The organism is Oceanimonas smirnovii ATCC BAA-899, assembly GCF_000381965.1.
Classification (GTDB): domain Bacteria; phylum Pseudomonadota; class Gammaproteobacteria; order Enterobacterales; family Aeromonadaceae; genus Oceanimonas; species Oceanimonas smirnovii.
The window spans coordinates 24,709-47,756 of sequence record NZ_KB908466.1 but is presented as its reverse complement, the minus strand read 5'-3'; the positions used below and the strand labels follow the sequence as shown (position 1 = coordinate 47,756).

21 protein-coding genes and 2 tRNA genes are annotated in these 23,048 nt (G+C 56.5%); 2 read left to right on the top strand and 21 right to left on the bottom strand.

The features are described 5' to 3' along the window. Positions 1–114: 114 nt before the first annotated feature. From G364_RS0112880 to rlmE, 18 genes are all read right to left on the bottom strand, one after another. Complete coding sequence (locus tag G364_RS0112880; RefSeq protein WP_026344902.1) at positions 115–813, bottom strand: tRNA/rRNA methyltransferase; 699 nt, start codon at positions 811–813, stop codon at positions 115–117. Between the two features lie 5 nt (positions 814–818). After that, positions 819–1,961, bottom strand: a complete 1,143-nt coding sequence (locus G364_RS0112875; protein WP_019935560.1) for a ribosomal protein uL16 3-hydroxylase — start codon at positions 1,959–1,961, stop codon at positions 819–821. A gap of 140 nt (positions 1,962–2,101) precedes the next feature. Next, positions 2,102–2,596, bottom strand: coding sequence for a GNAT family N-acetyltransferase (locus tag G364_RS0112870; protein ID WP_019935559.1), 495 nt, complete (start codon positions 2,594–2,596; stop codon positions 2,102–2,104). 17 nt (positions 2,597–2,613) lie between these two features. Further along, positions 2,614–3,249, bottom strand: coding sequence for a pyridoxamine 5'-phosphate oxidase (pdxH, locus tag G364_RS0112865; protein WP_019935558.1), 636 nt, complete (start codon positions 3,247–3,249; stop codon positions 2,614–2,616). A gap of 134 nt (positions 3,250–3,383) precedes the next feature. Further along, complete coding sequence (gene pnp / locus G364_RS0112860) at positions 3,384–5,531, bottom strand: polyribonucleotide nucleotidyltransferase (protein ID WP_019935557.1); 2,148 nt, start codon at positions 5,529–5,531, stop codon at positions 3,384–3,386. Positions 5,532–5,745: 214 nt separating this feature from the next. After that, positions 5,746–6,015 (bottom strand): 30S ribosomal protein S15, encoded by a 270-nt coding sequence (rpsO, locus tag G364_RS0112855; RefSeq protein WP_019935556.1) that lies wholly within the window; start codon positions 6,013–6,015, stop codon positions 5,746–5,748. Between the two features lie 114 nt (positions 6,016–6,129). Further along, entirely contained in the window at positions 6,130–7,065 is a 936-nt protein-coding gene (gene truB, locus G364_RS0112850; protein ID WP_019935555.1) for a tRNA pseudouridine(55) synthase TruB, read from the bottom strand. Between the two features lies 1 nt (position 7,066). Further along, positions 7,067–7,471 carry a 30S ribosome-binding factor RbfA gene (rbfA, locus tag G364_RS0112845; protein WP_019935554.1) on the bottom strand — a complete coding sequence of 135 codons (405 nt, stop codon included), beginning with the start codon at positions 7,469–7,471 and terminating at the stop codon, positions 7,067–7,069. A 73-nt stretch (positions 7,472–7,544) separates the two neighbouring features. Beyond that, positions 7,545–10,229: a translation initiation factor IF-2 gene (infB, locus tag G364_RS0112840; RefSeq protein WP_019935553.1), complete on the bottom strand. Its 2,685-nt coding sequence runs from the start codon at positions 10,227–10,229 to the stop codon at positions 7,545–7,547. Positions 10,230–10,248: 19 nt separating this feature from the next. Further along, on the bottom strand, positions 10,249–11,751 hold the full coding sequence (nusA, locus tag G364_RS0112835) for a transcription termination factor NusA (RefSeq protein ID WP_019935552.1): 1,503 nt from the start codon (positions 11,749–11,751) through the stop codon (positions 10,249–10,251). Positions 11,752–11,765: 14 nt separating this feature from the next. After that, positions 11,766–12,224: a ribosome maturation factor RimP gene (gene rimP, locus G364_RS0112830; RefSeq protein WP_083928721.1), complete on the bottom strand. Its 459-nt coding sequence runs from the start codon at positions 12,222–12,224 to the stop codon at positions 11,766–11,768. A gap of 179 nt (positions 12,225–12,403) precedes the next feature. Continuing rightward, a tRNA-Met gene (locus G364_RS0112825) sits at positions 12,404–12,480 on the bottom strand. A 57-nt stretch (positions 12,481–12,537) separates the two neighbouring features. Beyond that, a tRNA-Leu gene (locus G364_RS0112820) sits at positions 12,538–12,624 on the bottom strand. 7 nt (positions 12,625–12,631) lie between these two features. Continuing rightward, positions 12,632–12,970, bottom strand: coding sequence for a preprotein translocase subunit SecG (gene secG / locus G364_RS0112815; protein WP_019935550.1), 339 nt, complete (start codon positions 12,968–12,970; stop codon positions 12,632–12,634). Positions 12,971–13,323: 353 nt separating this feature from the next. Further along, positions 13,324–14,652, bottom strand: coding sequence for a phosphoglucosamine mutase (gene glmM / locus G364_RS0112810; RefSeq protein WP_019935549.1), 1,329 nt, complete (start codon positions 14,650–14,652; stop codon positions 13,324–13,326). After that, complete coding sequence (gene folP, locus G364_RS0112805; RefSeq protein ID WP_026344900.1) at positions 14,649–15,491, bottom strand: dihydropteroate synthase; 843 nt, start codon at positions 15,489–15,491, stop codon at positions 14,649–14,651. The genes glmM and folP overlap by 4 nt, the downstream gene beginning before the upstream one ends. Positions 15,492–15,558: 67 nt before the next feature. Next, entirely contained in the window at positions 15,559–17,505 is a 1,947-nt protein-coding gene (gene ftsH / locus G364_RS0112800) for an ATP-dependent zinc metalloprotease FtsH (RefSeq protein WP_026344899.1), read from the bottom strand. Positions 17,506–17,549: 44 nt separating this feature from the next. After that, entirely contained in the window at positions 17,550–18,179 is a 630-nt protein-coding gene (gene rlmE, locus G364_RS0112795; RefSeq protein WP_019935546.1) for a 23S rRNA (uridine(2552)-2'-O)-methyltransferase RlmE, read from the bottom strand. Positions 18,180–18,264: 85 nt separating this feature from the next. On the opposite strand from rlmE, the gene yhbY reads away from it, so the two are divergent. Both yhbY and G364_RS0112785 read left to right on the top strand, forming a co-directional pair. Next, entirely contained in the window at positions 18,265–18,561 is a 297-nt protein-coding gene (gene yhbY, locus G364_RS0112790) for a ribosome assembly RNA-binding protein YhbY (protein WP_019935545.1), read from the top strand. Positions 18,562–18,675: 114 nt separating this feature from the next. Beyond that, complete coding sequence (locus tag G364_RS0112785; protein ID WP_019935544.1) at positions 18,676–19,281, top strand: PilZ domain-containing protein; 606 nt, start codon at positions 18,676–18,678, stop codon at positions 19,279–19,281. Between the two features lie 4 nt (positions 19,282–19,285). Here G364_RS0112785 and greA read toward each other — a convergent pair whose 3' ends face one another. From greA to dnaK, 3 genes are all read right to left on the bottom strand, one after another. Continuing rightward, positions 19,286–19,762 carry a transcription elongation factor GreA gene (greA, locus tag G364_RS0112780; protein WP_026344898.1) on the bottom strand — a complete coding sequence of 159 codons (477 nt, stop codon included), beginning with the start codon at positions 19,760–19,762 and terminating at the stop codon, positions 19,286–19,288. Positions 19,763–19,885: 123 nt separating this feature from the next. Further along, complete coding sequence (gene dnaJ / locus G364_RS0112775) at positions 19,886–21,019, bottom strand: molecular chaperone DnaJ (RefSeq protein ID WP_026344897.1); 1,134 nt, start codon at positions 21,017–21,019, stop codon at positions 19,886–19,888. A gap of 88 nt (positions 21,020–21,107) precedes the next feature. Further along, on the bottom strand, positions 21,108–23,030 hold the full coding sequence (dnaK, locus tag G364_RS0112770) for a molecular chaperone DnaK (RefSeq protein ID WP_019935541.1): 1,923 nt from the start codon (positions 23,028–23,030) through the stop codon (positions 21,108–21,110). Positions 23,031–23,048 lie beyond the last annotated feature (18 nt).

Here is a 23,048-nt window from a genome sequence, read left to right as displayed (position 1 = left end):
GTGCCACTCATGGTGGTGCCGGTAATAATAATGGTGGTGGTGCGGATGGAGTGCAGCATGACATACAACCTGTAACAACGAATGGCATAGCAATACCCTGTGGCTGCGGACTTGTCAACCTGGCTCCCCGGGTTTGAGGGCCCGCTCAAGGTCCTTGCAGAGCAGGTGCAGCAGGTTCAGATCGCGCTGCTCCAGCACAGGCAACCGGTCTTTAACCCATTCAGCCAGTTTTTCCTGCTGGGAAACTCCCACCTTACTCAGTAATTGCTCTGTTTTTTGCTGCAACACACGAAGCTGAGCGCTTTCGGTCTGACCGTTGTTTTTTTGCGCGCTTTCTGGTGTCAGTCCCTGGCTCAGCTCCCAGGCATAGAGCATGATGGCCTGACCCAGATTGAGTGACGGATAGCTCACCTTGAGCGGCAGGTAACTGATGATATCGGCCTGGGCCAGATGCTCGTTGCTGAGGCCCGACTCCTCGCAGCCAAACAGTATGGCGACCTTGTGTACCACTTTGTTATTGATCTGGGTCACCGCCTCACGGGGCGTCAGATAGTGCTGATAGCGGCCACGCCGGCGGGCCGTGGTGGCAATCACCAGATCCATGTCGGCCAGCCCCTCGGCCAGGGAGGGAAAATGCTCGGCCTGCGCCAGAATCTCCTGCGCACCGTGGGCCACCCAGCCCGCTTCATCCTGCTCATGCACCCGGCTGTTAATCACCCGCATGCGCTCAAAGCCCATTGTCTTCATGGCCCTGGCGGCAGCCCCCACGTTCTCGGGGCGCGCCGGCGATTCCAGCACGAAGTAAAGCTCCACCGCCATTATTCGTCTTCCTCAAAATACCAGTAGCCCTGGTTCACCAGCGGCAGCAGGCAGTCGAGCAGATTACGGGGTTCTTTCAGGCAGGCCACTTCCGGGCCGCAGATGCGAGCCTGATCGCACAGCAGGGCAATGGCATCAGTATCAGGCTCGGCCAGCTGATAACGGTCACCGTCAAGATAAAAGACGTTCTCGCTGCCTTCATGGTAGAAACAGCGCACCCCGCCCAGGCGGTAGAGATGGTCACCATGATCCAGCCGCAGCACCAGTTCTTCCAGACTGTAGGCCGGCTCGGCCACTTCCAGATCGAGATCATGCCTGGCTTCCGAGATCATTTCGCCAAACCAGTCATTAAGGCGGGCGTCGTCGTTCAGCAGCTCCTGCATCAGGCCTTTTACCTGCGTCATTACGCTGCTATCGAGACGGCCATGAGCGCTGGCGGCCGCCATGCCGGCATCATCAAACCGCGGCGTAATATCCACATGAGCCAGCAGATGATCAGCAAAGCCGGAGAACAGATCTTTGGCGTCGGGGGCACGAAATCCGATGGAGTAGTTCATGGCCGGTGTGTCGGCATAGCCCTCGTGGGGGCAGCCGGGCGGAATATAAATCATGTCGCCGGGCTGCAGCACTTCGTCGATCACTGCTTCAAAGTCATCGCAGTGGCGCAGAGCACCGTGGGCTGCAAATTCGCGCAGGCTCTGGCGCTCCCCTACCCGCCAGCGACGGCTGCCACTGCCCTGCAGAATAAAAACACCGTATTGGTCGATATGGGGGCCCACACCGCCACCGGGGGTGGAGAAGCTCACCATCACATCATCAAAGCGCCAGCCGGGAATAAACCGGAACAGCTCGGCCAGGTCCTGTACGCCCGGATGCCACTGGTTCACCGCCTGCACCAGCAGGGTCCAGTCGGTTTCCCCCAGATGATCGTAGCTGTCAAAGGGCCCGGTTTCCGCCTGCCAGAGTTCCTGCTCACGCCACACCCGGCGGGACTCAATATGGGGCTCCAGCGCCAGGCCGGCCAGCTCGTCGGGACTTAAGGGGTCTTCAAAGCCCGGCAGGGCGGCCTTGAACAGACACGGTTTGCGCTGCCAGTCGTGGGCCAGAAAGTGCTCGATATCCAGGTTGAGTGGGCTGTGCATGAAAAACTCGCAACGGGGGCATAAAGTTGGTGAGTATTATGCCCCTGCAAGGGGCACAATGTGAAGTATCAGTGCTGTTGCACTTCGCCGGCAAGCTATGTCAGCCAGCTTCGAGTGTCTCAGGAAATACCTGTCAGCTCTTACAGCTGCTCAAAGGCTGGGTGGTAGGTCACCAGACCGGTGGGTGCAGGCTGCTTTAAGGCCAGTGCCATAAAGGCATCGCCGGCATCAGGATAAGGACAGCTCAGCCCCAGCTCGCTGGCCGGACGAAAGCCGAAACGCTGATAATAGGCCGGATTGCCCAGCACCACTATGCCGGCCCAGTCAAAGTCGCTGGCGGCCTGAATGGCTTCGCGGATCATCTCGGTGCCCACCCCCTGATTCTGGCAGTCGGGCCACACGCTCACCGGCGCCAGCCCCAGCCAGCCGATGTCTTCACCGTTTACCAGCACCGGACTCATGGCCAGGTGGCCGATAATGGCCCCCTCGTATTCCGCTACCTGACTGACGGTAATGGCCCCCTGCTCGCGCAGGGACAGCACCAGATCCGCCTCGTCAGGGCGGTTAAAGGCGGCAAACACCACCTCGTCTATCTCGTCGCCATCACCGGGACGCTCGGTTCTGCAGATCAGCATGCCAGCCTCTCACATATTCAGGGTGCCAGGCGGGAAATGACCCAACCATCATGTTCGCGCTGATAAATAAAGCGGTCATGCAACCGGTTGGCTCCGCCCTGCCAGAATTCCACCGAGTCGAACTTCACTCTGAAACCGCCCCAGAAGCTCGGCAGTGGCACTTCACCGCTGGCAAACTTCTGCTTCATTTCCAGAAACTTGGCTTCCAGCAGACCGCGGGCTGAAATGCGGGATGATTGCTTTGACACCCAGGCACCAATCTGGCTGTCTTTGGGCCGGCTGGAGAAATATTTCATCACCTCGGTGGCGGCGAGCTTTTCCACCCGGCCGGTGACATGCACCTGACGCTCCAGTGAGTGCCAGGGAAACAGCAGGCTGATACGCGGATTCGTGTTCAGGTGTGCGGCCTTGCGGCTGCCCATATTGGTGTAAAACACAAAGCCCTGCTCATCCACCTGCTTGAGCAGCACAATACGCTGATAAGGCTGTCCCTGCTCGTCTACTGTGCCCACTACCATGGCGGTAGGATCGGGCACACCGGCAGCAATGGCCTGCTGCATCCAGGTTTCAAACAAGGCAAGGGGGGCGTCGGGCAGGTCATTGCGGCGCAGACCGCCCTGCAGGTATTCACGTCGGTAATCTGCCAGCTCCATGAAAATGGGTTCCTTTTGCTGAAAGTGGTTTCATTGTGCAAAGCCGCCTGCCAATTGGCAAGCAGCTTTACATAGGCAACAGATACAAAAAAGCCGGAGAAAATTTCCCCGGCTTTCGGTGTTATTGCTCAGGCTTATTCGGCGCTGTCGGTCTTGGGCTCTTCGGTTGCCTCGGCGGCCGGCGCGGCTTCTGCCTCTTCCGGCTTGTTGGCTTCCTTGATGGACAGACGAATGCGACCCTGACGGTCCACTTCCAGTACCTTCACCTTGACCTTGTCACCCACTTTCAGGTGATCGGACACATTTTTCACCCGCTCTTCGGTGATCTGGGAAATGTGTACCAGACCGTCCTTGCCGGGCAGAATGTTAACAAAGGCACCGAAGTCGGCCAGACGCACCACCTGACCTTCATAGATGGTGCCGCTTTCCACTTCGGCGGTCAGCTGCTCAATGCGGTGAATGGCCAGTTTGGCGGCTTCACCGTCAACAGCGGCAATTTTCACAATGCCGTTGTCATCCAGCTCAATGGTGGTGCCAGTTTCTTCGGTCAGGGCGCGAATGGTAGCGCCGCCCTTGCCAATCACATCACGGATCTTCTCGGGGTTGATCTTGATGGTGTGAATGCGCGGGGCAAAGTCGGAGATATCGGCACGGGGGGCCTGCAGGGCTTCATCCATCACTTTCAGAATGTGCAGACGAGCATTGCGGGCCTGCTTCAGGGCCACTTCCATGATCTCTTTGGTGATGCCTTCGATCTTGATGTCCATCTGCAGGGCAGTCACACCCTCGTTGGTACCGGCCACCTTGAAGTCCATGTCGCCCAGGTGGTCTTCATCACCCAGAATGTCGGACAGTACCACAAAGCCTTCTTCTTCTTTTACCAGACCCATGGCGATACCGGCCACCGACGCCTTGATCGGCACACCGGCGTCCATCAGGGCCAGTGAAGTACCACACACAGACGCCATGGAGGAAGAGCCGTTGGACTCGGTGATCTCGGACACCACACGCACTGTGTACGGGAACTCTTCCTGGCTCGGCATCACGGCGGCAACGCCGCGCTTGGCCAGACGGCCATGACCAATTTCACGACGCTTGGGGCTGCCGACCATGCCGGTCTCGCCCACACAGTAGGGAGGGAAGTTATAGTGCAGCATAAAGCGGTTGGCGCGCTCACCGGTCAGCTCGTCAATCAGCTGAGCATCACGCTCTGTGCCCAGGGTAGCGGCAACCAGCGCCTGAGTTTCACCACGGGTAAACAGGGCAGAGCCATGGGCACGGGGCAGCAGGCCGGTGGCCACGTTCAGGGCGCGGATCATATCGGGCTCACGGCCGTCGATGCGGGGCTCACCGCGTACCACACGACCACGCACAATGGTTTTTTCCAGCTTGCCCAGCAGCTCCTGAATATCCTTGATTTCCGCTTCCGGGGTGTCGGTCAGAATGGCAGCCTGAACCTTGGCCTTGATGTCGGAGATAGCGTCACGACGGGCGGTCTTGTCGGTGATGCGATAGGCTTCACCCAGCTCGGCAGAGGCCAGCTCGGCAATTTTGGCCTTGAGCGCTTCGTTTTCGGCTTTGGGCTGCCAGTCCCAGGGCTGAGTGCCCACTTCGGCAGCAAATTCGTTTATGGCGTTCACGGCGGTTTGCAGCTGCTCGTGACCGTACATAACGGCACCCAGCATCACATCTTCGGGCAGAACGGAGGCTTCGGACTCTACCATCAGCACGGCACCGGCAGTACCGGCCACCACCAGATCCAGCTGGCTGTCTTTCAGCTCGCTGATGCTGGGGTTCAGCACGTATTCACCGTTCATGTAACCTACGCGGGCGGCACCGATGGGGCCGGCGAAGGGAATGCCGGAGATGGCAAGAGCCGCAGAGGTGCCCAGCATGGAGATAATGTCCGGGGCAATTTCCGGGTTGGCGGAAACCACGGTGGCAATCACCTGAACTTCGTTTTTGAATCCTTCGGGAAACAGCGGACGAATGGGGCGGTCAATCAGACGCGCAGTCAGTGTTTCGCCTTCGGTGGGGCGGCCTTCACGCTTGAAGAAGCTGCCGGGAATACGGCCGGCGGCGTAGGTACGCTCCTGGTAGTTCACCGTGAGCGGAAAGAAGTCGCGGCTTTCGTCGGCTTCACGCTTGCCAACCACACTCACCAGCACGGAAGTGTCGTCGATGCTGGCCATGACAGCGGCGGTGGCCTGGCGGGCAATCACGCCGGTTTCAAGAGTAACGGTATGCTGACCGTACTGGAAGGTCTTTACGATAGGATTCACGCGGTAGATTCCTTTAATTGTTTGATTCTTTAATACGCCGGCACAGTATACTTGATTCCTGTTTAAAGGACAGAATGACAAACAGAAAACAGCGGGAAGCAGGAAGCGGTAGACTTGTTTGACTTACAGCTGACAGCTTATGGCTTCAAGCCATGTTTTACGGGCATTAAAAAAGGGAGCCGAGGCTCCCTTTTTAACAAGGCTTTGGAGTCGATTAACGACGCAGGCCCAGCTTGCTGATCAGGTCACGGTAGCGCTCTACGTCTTTACGCTTCAGGTAGTCCAGCAGGTTACGACGCTGGGATACCATGCGCAGCAGACCGCGACGGCTGTGGTGATCGTGGATGTGCTGCTTGAAGTGGCCCTGCAGGTGGTTGATCTGGGCGCTCAGCAGAGCTACCTGCACTTCGGGAGAGCCGGTGTCGCCTTCGCCACGGGCGAATTCGGCAACGATCTGGGCTTTGGTTTCAGCATTTAGTGACATTGTGTCTACTCCAAAATAAGCATGAATGAATTCCAGCCGATCACTAATTCAGCCGGAAGGAAGGACGGCATTCTACCAGCAAAGGCGCACTTGGCAACCTTAAATCACCGTCAATTAACGTACCAGACGGCGCGGCGCTACCTTGCCGTCATCGTCGATTTCACCGACACCGACAAAGCGGCGGTCATCGCCCACCGTCATGCGCACAAAGCCGTCGAGGGGCGCGCCGGACACCTGCACCGCCTGGCCGTGCAGCAGATAACCCGCCACCAGCTCGGACAGGTTCACTTCCGGCAGACTCTGCACAGCGGTATCCATGGGCAGCAGCAGCGGATCCAGCTCCAGCCGGGGTGAAATGTCATTGGCCTTGCAGTTATCGAGAATGCACTGCAGCTGCTCAAGGGTCAGCATGCGCTCCGCCGGATAACCGGCTACCGCCAGCCGGCGCAGCACGGCAACGTGGGCACCGCAACCCAGGCGCTCACCCAGATCGTCCACTATGGTACGAATGTAGGTGCCCTTGCTGCAATGTACTTCCAGCTCCACTTCGTCCCCTTCAAAGCGAATGAGCTTGAGCTCAAATACCGTGATGGGGCGCGCTTCCCGGGGTACTTCTATGCCTTCCCGGGCGTACTGGTACAGGGGCTTGCCCTGATATTTGAGCGCTGAGTACATGGACGGCACCTGCATGATGTCGCCGCGGAAATGATCCAGGGCTTCAATCAGCTCGCCGGTGGACACATTGACTGGACGGGTCTCAACCACTTCGCCGTCGGCGTCGCTGGTGTCGGTCCGCTCGCCCAGTTTTGCCACCACCCGGTAGCGCTTGTCGGCATCGAGCAAAAACTGGGAAAACTTGGTGGCCTCACCCAGACAGATCGGCAGCATGCCGGTAGCCAGCGGATCCAGTGCTCCTGTGTGGCCGGCCTTGGCGGCGGCATAGATGCGCTTGACCTGCTGCAGGGCATCGTTGGATGTGATGCCCGCCGGCTTGTCGAGCAGCAAAATGCCGTCTACCTCACGGCCGCGAAAACGTCGCTGACGCCCCATCTCAGTCCTGCTCCTTCTCGTCTTCATCGTTGCGGCCGGCACTGCGGCGCTTGTCTTCTTCCACCGTGCTCGACACCAGGGTGGAGATACGCATGCCTTCCACCAGGCTCTGGTCATAGGAGAAGCGCAGCTCGGGGGTGACCCGCAGGCGCATGGCCTTGGCCACCAGGCTGCGAATATAACCGCTGGCTTCTTTCAGTACTTCCATGCCCTGCTCTACCCGCTCGGCATCGTTGTCGAGAAAGGTCACAAACACTTTTGCATAATTGAGATCACGGGACACTTCCACACCGGAGACGGTGACCATGCCCAGACGCTCGTCTTTGATTTCCCGCTGCAGGATAACGGCAATTTCTTTTTGCAGTTCCTGACCTACCCGGCGGGTTCGGCTGAATTCTCTGGCCATACTTTACTTCCAAGACAAAGGGGGCCTGCCGGCCCCCGTTGATTACTGTGTTCAGACGTGGTTCACCGCCACCTTACAGGGTGCGCTGTACTTCCACAATCTGATAAACCTCGATCTGGTCGCCTACTCGTACGTCATTGTAGTTCTTCACGCCGATGCCGCATTCCATGCCGTTACGCACTTCCTGAACGTCATCCTTGAAGCGACGCAGAGACTCCAGCTCGCCTTCGTAAATCACCACGTTGTCACGCAGCACGCGGATCGGGTTGCTGCGCTTGACGTTACCTTCGGTCACCATACAGCCGGCGATAGCACCCAGTTTGGGTGAGCGGAACACGTCCCGCACTTCCGCCAGACCGATGATTTCCTGCTTGAACTCAGGAGCCAGCATGCCGGTCATGGCCTGCTTCACTTCATCCAGCAGCTCATAGATAACGCTGTAGTAGCGCAGGTCAATCTCTTCCGCTTCAATCATGCGGCGGGCAGAGGCATCGGCACGCACGTTAAAGCCCAGAATGATGGCGTTGGACGCCGCAGCCAGGCTGGCGTCGGTTTCGGTGATGCCACCCACGCCGGAGCCAACTATCTTCACCTTCACTTCGTCGGTGGACAGTTTCATCAGCGAATCGGCAATAGCTTCGATAGAACCCTGTACGTCTGCTTTCAGTACCAGGTTCACCTCGGCCACTTCGCCTTCGTTCATGTTGGCGAACATGTTCTCCAGCTTGGCTTTTTGCTGACGGGCCAGCTTGACTTCGCGGAACTTGCCCTGGCGGTACAGTGCCACTTCACGGGCTTTCTTCTCGTCCCGCACAACAGTGGCTTCATCACCGGCAGTGGGCACGCCGGACAGACCCAGAATTTCCACCGGAATGGACGGACCGGCGGATTTTACTTCGCGGCCCAGCTCATCCTTCATGGCACGTACCCGGCCATATTCCAGGCCACACAGTACGATGTCGCCCTGATGCAGAGTACCGTCTTGTACCAGCACGGTAGCAACCGGTCCACGCCCCTTGTCGAGACGGGATTCAATCACCACGCCAGAGGCCATGGCGTCATATACTGCAGTCAGTTCCAGTACTTCGGCCTGCAGCAGAATGGCTTCCAGCAGCTCGTCAATGCCGGTACCGGCCTTGGCAGAAATATGAACAAACATGTTCTCGCCGCCCCACTCTTCCGACATAACGCCGTGCTGGGACAGTTCGCTCTTGACTCGATCCGGATCGGCTTCCGGCTTGTCCATCTTGTTTACCGCCACAATCAGCGGCACTTCAGCGGCCTTGGCGTGCTGAATGGCTTCAATGGTTTGCGGCATCACACCGTCATCGGCCGCCACCACCAGCACTACGATATCGGTAGCCTTGGCACCGCGGGCCCGCATGGAGGTAAAGGCCGCGTGTCCCGGGGTATCCAGGAAGGTGATCATGCCGTTCTCGGTTTCTACATGATAGGCACCGATATGCTGAGTAATACCACCGGCCTCACCAGACGCTACCTTGGTACGACGAATGTAGTCGAGAGTAGAGGTTTTGCCGTGGTCAACGTGGCCCATAATGGTCACCACAGGAGCACGGGTCTTACGCTCAGCGTCAGTATCACGATCAGACAGTACCCGCTCTTCCAGCTCGTTTTCACGACGCAGCACCACCTTGTGACCCATTTCTTCGGCCACCAGCTGAGCAGTTTCCTGATCGATCACCTGGTTGATGGTCACCATGGCACCCATCTTCATCATGGTTTTGATGACTTCGGCACCTTTTACTGCCATGCGGTTAGCCAGCTCGGCAACAGTGATGGTTTCACCAATTTCCACTTCACGGGTTACCGGCTGAGCCGGTTTCTGGAAGCCGTGCTTCATGGACTTGGGCGTCATTACCTTGGCGCGTTTGCCCTTGCGCTGACGCTCATTGCGGCTTTCGCGGTTTTCCCTGTCTTCCTTGGTCTTGCCACCCTTGCGTTTCTTGCCACCGGTGCGACGGGCTTTCTGCTCTTCGCTCTTGTCGGCCTCATCTTCAGCCGCACGGGCGTGCTGATTGGTGGTGACATGATAGTCGGCGTCTTCCGGCTTTTTGGCCGCTTCTTCCGCCCAGCGTTTTTCATTTTCTTCTGCTAGCTTGCGCACTTCTTCTGCCTTTTGCTGGGCTTCCAGCTCGGCTTTGCGCAGTGCTTCCTGTTCGCGCTGCTGTTTGAGTTTTTCTTCTTCGCGCTTGGCCATGTCGTCCGCCTTTTTCTGCTCTTTGCTTTTCGGGGCTGCCCCCTGCTCGGTGTTTTTCTGAGCCTGCAGCTGAGCCTGACGAGCTTTTTCTTCAGCTTCACGTTTGGCCTTTTCTTCGGCTGCACGCTTGGCTTGTTCGGCTGCTTCTCGTTTGGCCGCTTCCTCGGCCTCACGACGCGCCTGAGCCTCGGCTTCCTGGCGCGCCTTTTCTTCCTCTTCACGACGCTGCTCTTCGAGCGCGTCACGTCTTACATAGGTGCGCTTCTTGCGCACTTCTACCTGCACTGCCTTGTTCTTGCCACCGGCACCCTGAACACTGAGGGTACTGATGGTTTTACGCTGCAGGGTCATCCGTTTGGGTTCTTTATCGTCATTGCCACCGTGCTGCTTTTTAAGATGAGCAAGCAGAGCGGCTTTTTCAGTTTCAGAAACGGAATCGTTACCGGATTTCTCCATGCCCGCCTCACGAAACTGCTGGATCAGACGATCAACCGGCGTGTCGATGTCACTGGCAAGTTGCGTTAATGATACTTCTGCCATTCATTTACCTCCGATGATCTTATTCCTGGTTCTGTTCTCCGAACCAGCAGATATTACGGGCAGCCATGATGAGTTCGCCCGCCTGGGCTTCGTCCAGACCTTCAATGCCTTCAAGGTCATCAATGCCCTGCTCTGCCAGCTCTTCCAGATCCGCAACACCGCGGCCAGCCAGCTGATAAGCCAGTTCGCGGGTCATTCCAGGCAGCCCCAGCAGATCGTCTGCCGGCTCTACCCCTTCAAAAGATTCTTCCTGGGCCAGTGCTTTGGTAGTCAGTGCATCTTTGGCTCGAGTACGCAGCTCTTCAACCGTGTCTTCATCCAGCCCTTCTACGCTCAGCAGCTCACTGACAGGCACATAGGCAATCTCCTCCAGAGTGGAGAAACCTTCACCCACCAGCAGAGCAGCGAAGTCGTCGTCAATGTCCAGGTTGTTCACGAACAAATTCATGGTCTTGTCGTTTTCAGCCTGGTGCTTTTGCGCCAGATCTTCATCGGTCATCACGTTCAGCTCCCAGCCGGTGAGCTGAGACGCCAGACGCACGTTCTGACCATTACGACCAATTGCCTGAGCCAGGTTGCCCGCTTCCACGGCGATGTCCATGGAGTGGGCATCTTCGTCCACGATAATGGACGCCACATCCGCCGGAGCCATGGCATTGATCACGAACTGGGCCGGGTTGTCATCCCACAGCACTATGTCTACGCGCTCACCGCCAAGCTCGCCGGATACTGCCTGCACCCGGGCACCACGCATGCCCACACAAGCACCGATGGGATCGATACGGCGATCGTTGGTTTTAACCGCTATCTTGGCACGGCTGCCCGGATCCCGGGCGGCGGCCATGATTTCAATGATTTCTTCGCCAATTTCCGGCACTTCAATGCGGAACAGCTCTTTCAGAAAGTCCGGGCTGGAACGGCTGACAAACAGCTGGGCACCACGGGCTTCGGGGCGAACCGCATAGAGCAGACCACGCACCCGGTCACCGGAGCGGAACGACTCACGAGGCAGCAAATCTTCACGGAAGATCACTGCCTCGGCGTTGTTGCCCAGGTCCAGAATCACGTTATCGCGGGTGGCCTTTTTTACCACGCCGGTAATGATTTCGCCTTCCTGATCCTGGAACTGCTCCACCACCTGCATGCGTTCGGCTTCACGTACTTTCTGCACGATAACCTGTTTGGCGGTCTGAGTAGTAATGCGGTCAAAGACGACAGATTCAATCTGATCTTCAACATAATCACCCACTTCAATTTCCGGCTCATCAATCTGAGCCGCTTCCAGGGTGATTTCCCGGTAAGGGTTAGTCAGGGCTTCCTGATTTTCTACTACCTGCCAGCGGCGGAAAGTGTCGAAGTCACCGCTTTTACGATCAATGGCAACCCGAACGTCGATGTCGCCGTCATATTTTTTCTTGGTGGCCGTAGCCAGCGCGGTTTCCAGCGCCTCAAAGATTTTTTCGCGAGGCACCGCCTTTTCGTTGGAAACGGCGTCTACAACCAGCAATATTTCTTTATTCATGTCCGATGGCCTCGTCAGTCAAAATTCGGAACCAGATTTGCTTTTTGAATGTTGGCGTAGGCCACAGGAAACTCCTGGCCATTCACCTCGAGCCGGACCATGGTGTCGTCAGCAGACACCACTGTGCCCTTGAGTTTACGGCGATTATTCACTGCCATACGCAATGCCAGTTCGGCTTCCTGACCGATAATGGCCTGATAGTGGGCCGGCTTGAACAAGGGTCGTGCGAGCCCCGGGGATGAGACTTCCAGATCATACTCGGTGGAAATGGGATCTTCCACATCCAGCACGGCGCTTACCTGCCGGCTGACTTCGGCACAATCATTGACATCGATGCCCTTCTCGCTGTCGATGTACAGCCGCAGCGTCGAATGCCGGCCGGCGCGAATATACTCGAGCCCCAGCAGCTCAAAGCCCAGGGCCGCAACCGGCTCACTGAGCATTTCGGTTAATCGTTGTTCCAATGTAGCCAAAGCTACCCCCCTTCAAAAACAAAAAAAGGGCTCGCAGCCCAGTTTAAAGTGCATTGATCCTGCCAATGCCGGAATACAGATAACAAAAAGCCCCGATTTTCAAATCGGGGCTATTCACCTGTACCCTGATTGTCGCCTCGCAGCGACCATTCATCGTGAGCAGACGACGAACGTGAAATTGGTTGCGGGGGCCGGATTTGAACCGACGACCTTCGGGTTATGAGCCCGACGAGCTACCAGGCTGCTCCACCCCGCGTCCGAAATCGTGCGAGATTATAGTCAAATTGAGCTAACTTCTCAACTGTCTATAAATTGGTGCCGAGAGCGGGACTTGAACCCGCACGCCCATACGGGCACTACCCCCTCAAGATAGCGTGTCTACCAATTCCACCACCTCGGCTAAAACTTTATTGCGGAACGTCGCTGCTGTTACCAGTAACAGGCACGTCGTTCTGAGCAGGAGCTTCTATAACTTCGGGAGCCGACAGGTCTTCCCACTCACTGCTTTGCTTGGCTGCGTTGGTAGACAAGTTACCAAGCACCAGGCTGACCACAAAGAACCCAGCTGCCAGAAGTGTGGTCGTTTTGGTCAGGAAGTTACCTGAACCGCTGGATCCGAATACTGTATTGGATGCACCTGCTCCGAAAGAGGCGCCCATGTCTGCACCTTTTCCTTGCTGTATCAGCACCAGACCTATCAAGGTCAGTGAAATCAGCAGGTACACCACCAAAAGAATCTCGTACATGTTGCTACCTTTGGTTGGCGCTTGCGTCCCGGACCACTCTGCCCTTGGGAGCGGGGCTAATACTAGCCATACCCTCATCCGGATACAAGCGCAATTTCAAAAAAAACTGCCGACTGCATAAAAAGCCGGCAAAGCGATGATTCAACAACCGTTTAACCCAAGCTGTAAGCTATAAGCTGTAAGCGTTCAGCCGCCCGAAGTGGTTTAAAGGCTCCGCATACGGTTATATATCTCAGTTGCCCGTATGAATGCCAAAACCCGGTCGGGTTGCTTACAGCTGACAGCTTCCAGCCTCGGCGCAGCCGGGCGAGCTTACAGCTACGGCGAAGCCGTTAAAGCTCCGGCGAAGCCGGTCAGGCCGGTATCGCTTCGGCGATATGCTCCGCCAGGCGGCGCACCTGCGACTCGTCAGCCCCTTCTGCCATCACCCGAATGAGCGGCTCAGTGCCCGACTTTCTCAGCAGCACCCGGCCATTGCCGGCCAGCTCGGCTTCCGCGGCGGCCACCCGCTGTTTTACGTCTGCATCGGCCAGCGGATCGGTGCCGGCAGCATAGCGCACATTGATCAGTACCTGCGGGAACAGCGTCAGACCATTGCGCAGTTGCGCCAGGTTACCGCCACTGTTCAGCAGCGCCCGCATGACCTGCAGCGCCGCGACAATGCCGTCGCCGGTGCTGTTGTGATCCAGGCTGATAATATGGCCGGAGTTTTCGCCACCCAGTTTCCAGCCATGCTCCTTGAGCAACTCCATTACATAGCGATCCCCGACTTTTGCCCGTTCAAAGGGAATATTCAGATCGGCCAGGGCCAGCTCCAGCGCCATATTGGTCATCAGGGTGCCAACCACTCCGCCCTGCAGCTTGCCCCGCTGCTGTGCATCCCGGGCGATAATGTAAAGAATTTCATCACCGTCGATCAGGGCACCGGTATGATCCACCATGGCCAGACGATCGCCGTCGCCGTCAAAGGCAATACCCAAATCCGCGTTATGCGCCAGCACCGCTGCCTGCAACGCTGCCGGTGCAGTGGAGCCGACACCGTCATTAATGTTGAGGCCATTGGGGTTGCCACCGGTACGAATCACCTTTGCCCCCAGCTCTTCAAATACCGCCGGTGCTATGTGATAGGTAGCACCGTGGGCACAGTCCAGCACTATGGTCAGGCCGTCCAGATGCAGACCGGACGGAAAAGTACTTTTACAAAATTCGATATACCGGCCGGCCGCATCATTGATGCGGCTGGCTTTTCCCAGCTGATCCGACGGCACACAGTCCATGGGCTGATCGAGCATGGCTTCAATGGCAAGCTCTACTTCGTCGGGCAGCTTGGTGCCATCGTGAGAGAAGAACTTGATGCCGTTGTCATAATAAGGATTGTGTGAAGCACTGATCACAATGCCCGCCTCGGCTCTGAAAGTTCGGGTGAGGTAGGCAATGGCCGGAGTCGGCATGGGGCCAAGCAGCGCTGCCTGCAGACCGGCAGCAGACAAGCCTGCTTCCAGCGCTGACTCCAGCATATAGCCGGAAATACGGGTATCCTTGCCAATCAGTACCTTTTTGGTACCCGTCTGCGACAGCACCTTACCGGCAGCCCAGCCCAGCTTCATCACGAATTCAGGCGTAATGGGGTATTCACCTACCCGGCCACGAATGCCGTCAGTACCAAAGTATTTTCTGCTCATAAAAACTGTTCCTGATAATGTGCTGCCTTACGCCATACGCGCAGGGCGTCTGCCATTTCCTTAACGTCGTGTACCCGCACAATCTGTACTCCCTGTGCCACCGCAAACAGGTGGGCCGACAGGGTCCCGGCCAGACGCTCGTTGACTTCCCGATTCAGCAGCTGCCCCAGCATGGATTTGCGGGACATGCCTGCCAGCAGCGGCAGACTCAGCCGGTGCAGCTCACCTACCCGCCCCAGCAATTCATAGTTATGCTCCAGAGACTTGCCAAAGCCATAGCCGGGATCCAGGCAAATGCGTTCCCGGGAAATGCCGGCGGCTTCGCAAGCGGCCACCTGTGCCGCCAGAAACTCCGCCACCTCGGCAATCACATTGGCATAATCCGGTGCCTGTTGCATGGTACGAGGCTGGCCCTGCATATGCATCAGGCAAACCGCCGCACCACTGGCAGCGGCGGTTTCCAGTGCGCCCGGTTCACGCAGGGCGCGAATGTCGTTGATCAAGTCAGCGCCGGCGTTTACCGCCTCGCCCATCACTGCCGCCTTACTGGTGTCCACGGATATCCAGCAATCCAGCTCGGCCCGCAGCCGTTCAATCACAGGTACCACCCGCTCCAGCTCTTCCTGTGCAGCCACCTCATCGGCCCCGGGGCGGGTTGACTCTCCGCCTACGTCAATGATGGTGGCACCATCGGTCACCATCTGCAGGGCGTGACGCAACGCGGCATCCTCACCATGGTAACGGCCACCATCAGAAAAAGAATCGGGTGTAATATTCAGCACCCCCATAATCTGTGGGGTAGAAAGATCCAGCGTACGAGTAGAAGAAGATAACAACATAAAGCAGAGTGTCCTGAAAATAAAAAGCCCCGGTAACCATGACCGGGGCTTAATTTATCATAAAAGTTTAATTGCTGGTGGCATCACCGGGCTTGTTCAGGTCGGGAGACGACACTTTCTGCTCATCATCCTCTTCCTTTTTGTCGCCGGTCCCGGCGGCAGGCCCCTGAGGCTTGTTGCCATGCTCGTCTTTCCAGTCGGCAGGCGGACGTACATCCCGACGCGCCATCAGATCATCGATCTGGTGAGCGTCAATGGTCTCGTACTTCATCAGCGCATCTTTCATGGCATGCAGAATATCGATGTTGTCATGAAGAATTTGCTTGGCGCGCTGGAAATTACGCTCAATCACTTCTTTCACTTCCGCATCAATCAGCTTGGCGGTTTCATCAGACATGTGCTTGCTCTTGGCGGCACTGCGTCCGAGGAACACCTCACCCTCTTCTTCTGCATACAGCAAAGGACCCATTTTCTCGGACAGACCCCACTGAGTTACCATCTTGTGGGCAATTTCAGTGGCCCGCTCGATATCGTTGGATGCCCCTGTGGTCACCTTGTCAAAGCCGTAGATAATTTCTTCGGCCAGACGACCGCCATACAGACTGGAAATCATCGACTCCAGATGCTGCTTGCTGTAGCTGAATCTGTCCTGCTCGGGCAAATACATGGTCACACCCAGAGCCCGGCCACGGGGAATAATGGACACCTTGTACACGGGATCGTGCTCGGGCACCACGCGGCCCACTATGGCATGGCCGGCTTCATGATAAGCCGTCATTTCCTTCTCGGACTCGGACATCACCATGGAGCGGCGCTCGGCACCCATCATGATCTTGTCTTTGGCTTTTTCAAACTCTTCCATGGACACCAGACGGCGACCACCACGGGCAGCGAACAGGGCAGCCTCGTTCACCAGGTTGGCCAGATCTGCACCACTGAAGCCGGGTGTACCACGGGCAATCAGTGACGGCTCTACGTCATCACCCAGGGGCACGCGACGCATATGCACCTTAAGGATTTGCTCACGGCCACGCACATCGGGCAGGCCTACCACTACCTGGCGGTCGAAACGGCCCGGACGCAGCAGTGCCGGGTCAAGCACGTCGGGACGGTTGGTAGCGGCAATGACAATCACGCCTTCGTTACCTTCAAAGCCGTCCATTTCAACCAGCATCTGGTTCAGGGTCTGCTCACGCTCATCGTGACCACCACCCAGACCGGCACCACGCTGACGGCCTACCGCATCGATTTCATCGATAAAAATGATGCAGGGGGCCGACTTTTTGGCCTGTTCAAACATGTCGCGCACACGGGATGCACCTACACCTACGAACATCTCAACAAAGTCAGAACCGGAAATGGTAAAGAACGGCACCTTGGCTTCACCGGCAATGGCCTTGGCCAGCAGGGTTTTACCGGTACCGGGCGGGCCCACCAGCAGAATACCGGTAGGAATGCGACCACCCAGCTTCTGAAAGCGACTGGGATCACGCAGATAATCCACCAGCTCTTTTACGTCTTCCTTGGCTTCATCACAGCCGGCCACATCGGCGAAGGTGGTTTTCACCTGATCTTCACCCATCAGCCGCGCCTTGCTCTTGCCAAAGGTCATGGCACCCTTACCGCCACCACCTTGCATCTGGCGCATAAAGAATACCCAGACGCCGATCAGCAGCAACATGGGGAACCAGGAAATAAAGATGGACGTCAGCAGGCTTGGTTCTTCCGGCTTCTCACCCACTACCCGCACATTATTGTTAAGCAGATCGTTGAGCAGCTGAGGATCTTCAGAAGGCATTATGGTGGTAAAACGATCACCACTTCGCTTAACGCCGTTGATGGTCTGACCATCCATCCGCACTTCGCGGATCTGGCCCTGAGCCACTTCCTGTACAAAAGTGGAATAATCCGTCTGGCGGCCGGACGGTTCACCTGGGCTGAAGCTCTGAAATACGGACATCAACACCACGGCAATGACCAACCACAGGATCAAATTTTTCGCCATGTCACTCAAATTACTAACCTCACCGGCTGACAGTTTATGACAGAAACAGGGTACTACAGTTTAAAACCTGTAGCCACAATGTAGACTTCTCGGGATCTGGGCCGCGAAGAGTCGGGTTTTCTTACCTTGACCGTAGCAAAAGACCGGCGTACCTCGCTGAGAAATTCATCAAATCCGGCCCCCTGGAATACTTTCACCACAAAGCTGCCTCTGGACGCCAGCACCTCACGGCACATATCCAGTGCCAGCTCCACCAGATACATGGCTCTTGGCTGGTCTACTTCCGGCGTGCCGCTCATGTTCGGTGCCATGTCCGACAGCAATACGTCGACCTTATCGTCCCCTACCCGTTCAAGCAAGGCATTGAGAACCGCTTCTTCACGAAAATCACCCTGCAGAAAGTCAACACCGGCAATGGGATCCATGGGCAGAATATCGCAGGCAATAACTTTGCCGCTCTGACCGACCTGTTCGGTGGCATACTGGCTCCAGCCGCCCGGAGCAGCCCCCAGATCCACCACCGTCATGCCAGCACGCAGCAGTTTGTCCCGCCCCTGTAACTCTTCCAGCTTGAATACGGCACGCGAGCGCAGGCCCTTCTTTTGTGCCTGTTGTACATATTTATCGTCAAAGTGCTCTTTCAGCCAGCGGGTTGAGCTGGCCGAACGTTTCTTTTTGCCCATTAATTTGTCGCTCTGCTATTACCATTAGTGTCTAGATGGGGGTACAATAGCCCCCTTTCAACCTGATTAACTGAAGCATTTTGCAATGACCCTGAACAATAAGCAAAAACAATACCTGAAAGGACTGGCTCACAGCCTGAAGCCGGTGGTGTTGCTTGGCCAGCATGGCCTGACCGAAGGTGTTCTGGCCGAGATTGACCTGGCCCTGAACCATCACGAACTGATCAAGGTAAAGGTTGCCGCCGAAGACAGGGAAGTCAAACAGCTGATCATGGACGCCATTGTACGCGAAACCGGTGCCATCAAGGTACAGAGCATTGGCCATATGCTGACCATCTATCGTCAGAGTGAGCAGCGTAAAATTATTTTGCCCCGGGGCTAACCTGCTCCATGGCGAGGCCTTGTCAGGCTTCGCCTGCTGTTACTGCTGTTTTTACCTTTCTTTCTTCGCGCCATTGCACCTACGCTTTAACAGTGTATTTCAGGTGCCATTATCATGTCTGACAAATATCTCGATGACGACGAGCTTGCCATGCTGGCAGGGCTGTTCCGCGACTCGGCTGATCGTACAGATGTACCTTTAATGATAGCGATGGATGCCAGCCTGCGTGCTCTGCTGGAAAAAGCCTCGGCACTGGAGCTGCGCATGGAACTGAATAATCAGGTGCTGCACTTTCCGGTGCAGCTGCCCGCCCAGTTAAACGAAGCGCAACTGACAGCACCGCTTATCACCTCTGACGGTCTTCATCCCCGCGCCTGGCGGCTTCCTGCGCCGGAAGGCCTGAGCCTGGTCTATCGGAACGGTAAAAGAGTGGCGGCCGATATTCAGGACTTATCGGTCAATGGCATGAGGCTTTTGTCACGCCGCTGTTTATTTGCTCATCGAGCAACACGCAACGTACTGATGAAGCTGAACACGGAGCTGACCATTCCACTGAGTATGACGCTGGTGCGCCAGCACAGAGGGAATCAGTTCTGGCTGACCAGTGTGACGTTTGAACTGGCAGTGGCAGAGCGACTGGTATTGTCGGAGTTCGTCTTCAGAGGGTTTATCAGAGAGCTGAACAAAACAACGAAGCAGCCTGACGAGGCTGCTTCGTAATTACTTACAGATACTCGATCTTGATAATCTCGTATTCCACTTCACCAGCAGGGGTCTTGATCACTGCCACATCGTCTTCTTCCTTGCCGATCAAACCACGGGCAATTGGTGAATTGACGGAAATCAGATTGGCTTTGATATCAGATTCGTCGTCTCCCACGATGCGATAGGTAATTTCCTGCTCGTCATTCACCCGGAACAGCGTCACGGTAGAACCAAAGATGACCTTGCCGTTTTTGGGCATGCGGGTTACATCAATAATCTGGGCATTGGACAGCTTGGCTTCAATTTCCTGAATGCGACCTTCACAAAATCCCTGCTGCTCACGGGCGGCGTGATATTCAGCATTCTCTTTCAGATCGCCATGCTCTCTGGCCTCGGCAATCGCTTCAATAATTTGCGGGCGACGCACGGACTTGAGGTGATCCAGCTCTTCACGCAGTTTTTGCGCACCACGAATGGTCATCGGTGTTTGTGTCATAATGGAAACCCGGTTCCTTTCGAACTACTGAAATAACAAGAGCCCTGCCGGAACAGGGCTCAGATCGCTTATTGTTTGGCGGCTGCAAGCCGGTGGTCAGTTATCCACCCTAATACAGCAGGCTTAACGGGTCAAATCGTCAAAGAAACGCTTTACCCCGTCAAAAAAGCCTTCAGACTTGGGTCTGTGCTTTTTGGCGGCAGAGCCACCACAGGATTCTTCCAGCTGACGCAGCAGCTCTTTCTGCTCGTCGGTCAGGTTTACCGGCGTTTCGATATAGACCTTGCACACCAGATCGCCAAGCTGACCGTTACGCGCTGAGCGTACGCCCTTGCCCTTGAGCCGGAACATGCGTCCGGTCTGGGTTTCAGCCGGAATCTTCAGTTTAACCCGGCCATCCAGGGTCGGCACTTCCACCTCGCCCCCCAGCGCAGCCGCGCTATAGCTGATGGGTACCTCGCAGAACAGGTTGTTGCCGTCCCGCACAAAGATATCGTGATCGCGCACGTGCATCTGCACATACAGATCACCTGCCGGGGCGCCAGACTCACCCGCTTCGCCTTCACCGGACAGACGAATGCGATCACCGGTGTCGACACCGGCCGGAATTTTCACCGACAGGGTCTTGGTTTTCTGATAGCGGCCTTCACCATGACACTTGGTGCAGGGGTCACTGACCACCTTGCCCTTGCCACGACAATGGGGGCAAGGCTGCTGTACGGTGAAGAAACCCTGGCGCATCTGTACCTGGCCGTGACCATGACAGGTGGGACAGGTTTTGGCCTGAGTACCGGGCTTGGCACCGCTGCCGTCACAGACATCACAGCCCACCAGTGTGGGTACCTTGATCTCTTTGGTCACGCCCCTGACCGCCTCTTCCAGGGTCAGCTCCATGTTGTAGCGCAGATCCGACCCGCGGGCAGCGCGCTGCTGCCGGCCACGGCCACCGCCAAAGATGTCGCCGAATACGTCACCGAAAATATCACTGAAATCGGCACCGCCACCAAAGCCACCCTGACCACCGTGCTGACCATTAACCGCATCGTGGCCAAACTGGTCGTAGGCGGCCCGCTTCTGGGCGTCAGTCAGCACTTCATAGGCTTCCGTGGCTTCCTTGAATTTATCGGCCGCGTCGGCATCATCCTTGTTGCGATCAGGATGATATTTCATCGCCATTCGCTTGTAGGCTTTCTTGATTTCGCGCTCGTCGGCTCCCTTGGAAACCCCGAGCACTTCATAATAATCTCGTTTCGACATAGCTTGCGTGTTTACCTGCTGATTAACACAAAGGCGGGCGTTGGTATCCCAACGCCCGCACTGTCAGCGTCTGTGCGCCGGGGTTGCCTTATTTTTTGTCGTCTTTGACTTCTTCGAACTCGGCATCCACAACATCATCATCGGCTTTCTTGTTACCGGCATCCTGAGTGCCCGCATCCTGAGCCTGAGACTGCGCCTGGGCCTGAGCGGCCTCCATCAGCTTCTGGGAGGCTTCCAGCAGCGCCTGTTGCTTGGCTTCAATCTCGGCCTTGTCTTCACCACGAACGGCGGTTTCCAGGTCGCTCAGAGCAGACTCAATAGCGCTCTTGTCGTCGGCGGCCAGAGCATCACCGGCTTCTTCCAGCTGCTTGCGGGTAGCATGAGCCAGACCGTCAGCCTGGTTGCGTGCTGTCACCAGCTCCTCGAACTTCTTGTCGTCGGCGGCGTTGGCTTCGGCGGCACGCACCATGGCTTCGATCTCTTCCTCGCTCAGACCGGAAGAGGCCTGAATGGTGATCTTCTGCTCCTTGCCGGTGTCCTTGTCTTTGGCGGACACGTGCAGAATACCGTCGGCGTCAATGTCAAAGGTGACCTCGATTTGCGGCAGACCACGGGGCGCCGGACGAATGCCTTCCAGATTAAACTGACCCAGCGATTTGTTATCGGCAGCCCGCTTGCGCTCACCCTGAATGACGTGAATGGTCACGGCAGACTGGTTGTCGTCAGCGGTAGAGAACACCTGAGACTTTTTGGTCGGAATCGTGGTGTTCTTCTCAATCAGTGCCGTCATCACACCGCCCATGGTCTCGATACCCAGAGACAGCGGAGTTACGTCGAGCAGCAGCACGTCTTTCTTGTCACCGGACAATACGGCACCCTGAATGGCAGCACCCACAGCCACGGCTTCATCGGGGTTCACGTCTTTACGCGGCTCTTTGCCGAAGAAGTCGCTCACGGCCTTTTGCACCAACGGCATACGAGTCTGACCGCCCACCAGGATCACGTCATCAATGTCGGACACAGACAGACCCGCATCCTGCAGCGCGGTACGCACCGGATCCAGAGACTTCTTGACCATGTCTTCTACCAGCGACTCCAGCTTGGCACGGGTCACCTTGATGTTCAGGTGCTTGGGACCGGAAGCGTCTGCCGTGATGTAAGGCAGGTTTACTTCAGTCTGCTGCGCGGAAGACAGCTCGCACTTGGCTTTTTCGGCGGCTTCTTTCAGCCGCTGCAGCGCCAGCATGTCGTTACGCAGATCAAAGCCCTGCTCACGTTTGAACTCGTCCACCAGGTAGTTGATCAGACGGTTATCAAAGTCTTCACCACCCAGGTGTGTGTCACCGTTGGTAGCCAGTACTTCAAAGGTCTTTTCACCGTCCATGTCATCGATTTCGATGATGGAGATATCAAAGGTACCACCGCCCAGGTCGTACACCGCGACTTTGCGGTCGCCCTTGGACTTGTTCACACCGTAAGCAAAAGCAGCAGCGGTCGGCTCGTTAATGATGCGCTTTACATCCAGACCGGCAATGCGGCCGGCGTCTTTGGTGGCCTGACGCTGGGCATCGTTGAAGTAAGCCGGCACGGTAATAACGGCTTCGGTCACCGGCTCGCCGAGGTAGTCTTCGGCGGTTTTCTTCATTTTTTTCAGCACTTCGGCAGACACCTGAGGCGGTGCCATTTTCTTGTCTTTGGCTTCTACCCAGGCGTCACCGTTGTCGGCGTTCACGATGTTAAAGGGCATGATCTTGATGTCACGCTGCACTTCTTCATCTTCAAAACGACGGCCAATCAGACGCTTGATGGCAAACAGAGTGTTTTTGGGGTTGGTCACCGCCTGGCGCTTGGCCGGCTGACCTACCAGGGTTTCGCCATCATCGGTATAAGCAATGATGGAGGGAGTGGTGCGGGCACCCTCGGCGTTTTCAATGACCCGTGGAGTATCCCCATCCAGGATCGCAACGCAGGAGTTGGTGGTACCCAGATCGATGCCGATGATTTTACCCATAGAATCCTCTCTTGATAT

Bases quoted from the DNA above. Each gene is read 5' to 3' on its own strand.
- G364_RS0112875 (WP_019935560.1), bottom strand. From the start codon at position 1,961: ATGCACAGCCCACTCAACCTGGATATCGAGCACTTTCTGGCCCACGAC.
- G364_RS0112870 (WP_019935559.1), bottom strand. From the start codon at position 2,596: ATGCTGATCTGCAGAACCGAGCGTCCCGGTGATGGCGACGAGATAGAC.
- pdxH (WP_019935558.1), bottom strand. From the start codon at position 3,249: ATGGAGCTGGCAGATTACCGACGTGAATACCTGCAGGGCGGTCTGCGC.
- rpsO (WP_019935556.1), bottom strand. From the start codon at position 6,015: ATGTCACTAAATGCTGAAACCAAAGCCCAGATCGTTGCCGAATTCGCC.
- truB (WP_019935555.1), bottom strand. From the start codon at position 7,065: ATGGGGCGTCAGCGACGTTTTCGCGGCCGTGAGGTAGACGGCATTTTG.
- rbfA (WP_019935554.1), bottom strand. From the start codon at position 7,471: ATGGCCAGAGAATTCAGCCGAACCCGCCGGGTAGGTCAGGAACTGCAA.
- infB (WP_019935553.1), bottom strand. From the start codon at position 10,229: ATGGCAGAAGTATCATTAACGCAACTTGCCAGTGACATCGACACGCCG.
- nusA (WP_019935552.1), bottom strand. From the start codon at position 11,751: ATGAATAAAGAAATATTGCTGGTTGTAGACGCCGTTTCCAACGAAAAG.
- secG (WP_019935550.1), bottom strand. From the start codon at position 12,970: ATGTACGAGATTCTTTTGGTGGTGTACCTGCTGATTTCACTGACCTTG.
- glmM (WP_019935549.1), bottom strand. From the start codon at position 14,652: ATGAGCAGAAAATACTTTGGTACTGACGGCATTCGTGGCCGGGTAGGT.
- folP (WP_026344900.1), bottom strand. From the start codon at position 15,491: ATGTTGTTATCTTCTTCTACTCGTACGCTGGATCTTTCTACCCCACAG.
- rlmE (WP_019935546.1), bottom strand. From the start codon at position 18,179: ATGGGCAAAAAGAAACGTTCGGCCAGCTCAACCCGCTGGCTGAAAGAG.
- yhbY (WP_019935545.1), top strand. From the start codon at position 18,265: ATGACCCTGAACAATAAGCAAAAACAATACCTGAAAGGACTGGCTCAC.
- G364_RS0112785 (WP_019935544.1), top strand. From the start codon at position 18,676: ATGTCTGACAAATATCTCGATGACGACGAGCTTGCCATGCTGGCAGGG.
- greA (WP_026344898.1), bottom strand. From the start codon at position 19,762: ATGACACAAACACCGATGACCATTCGTGGTGCGCAAAAACTGCGTGAA.
- dnaJ (WP_026344897.1), bottom strand. From the start codon at position 21,019: ATGTCGAAACGAGATTATTATGAAGTGCTCGGGGTTTCCAAGGGAGCC.
- dnaK (WP_019935541.1), bottom strand. From the start codon at position 23,030: ATGGGTAAAATCATCGGCATCGATCTGGGTACCACCAACTCCTGCGTT.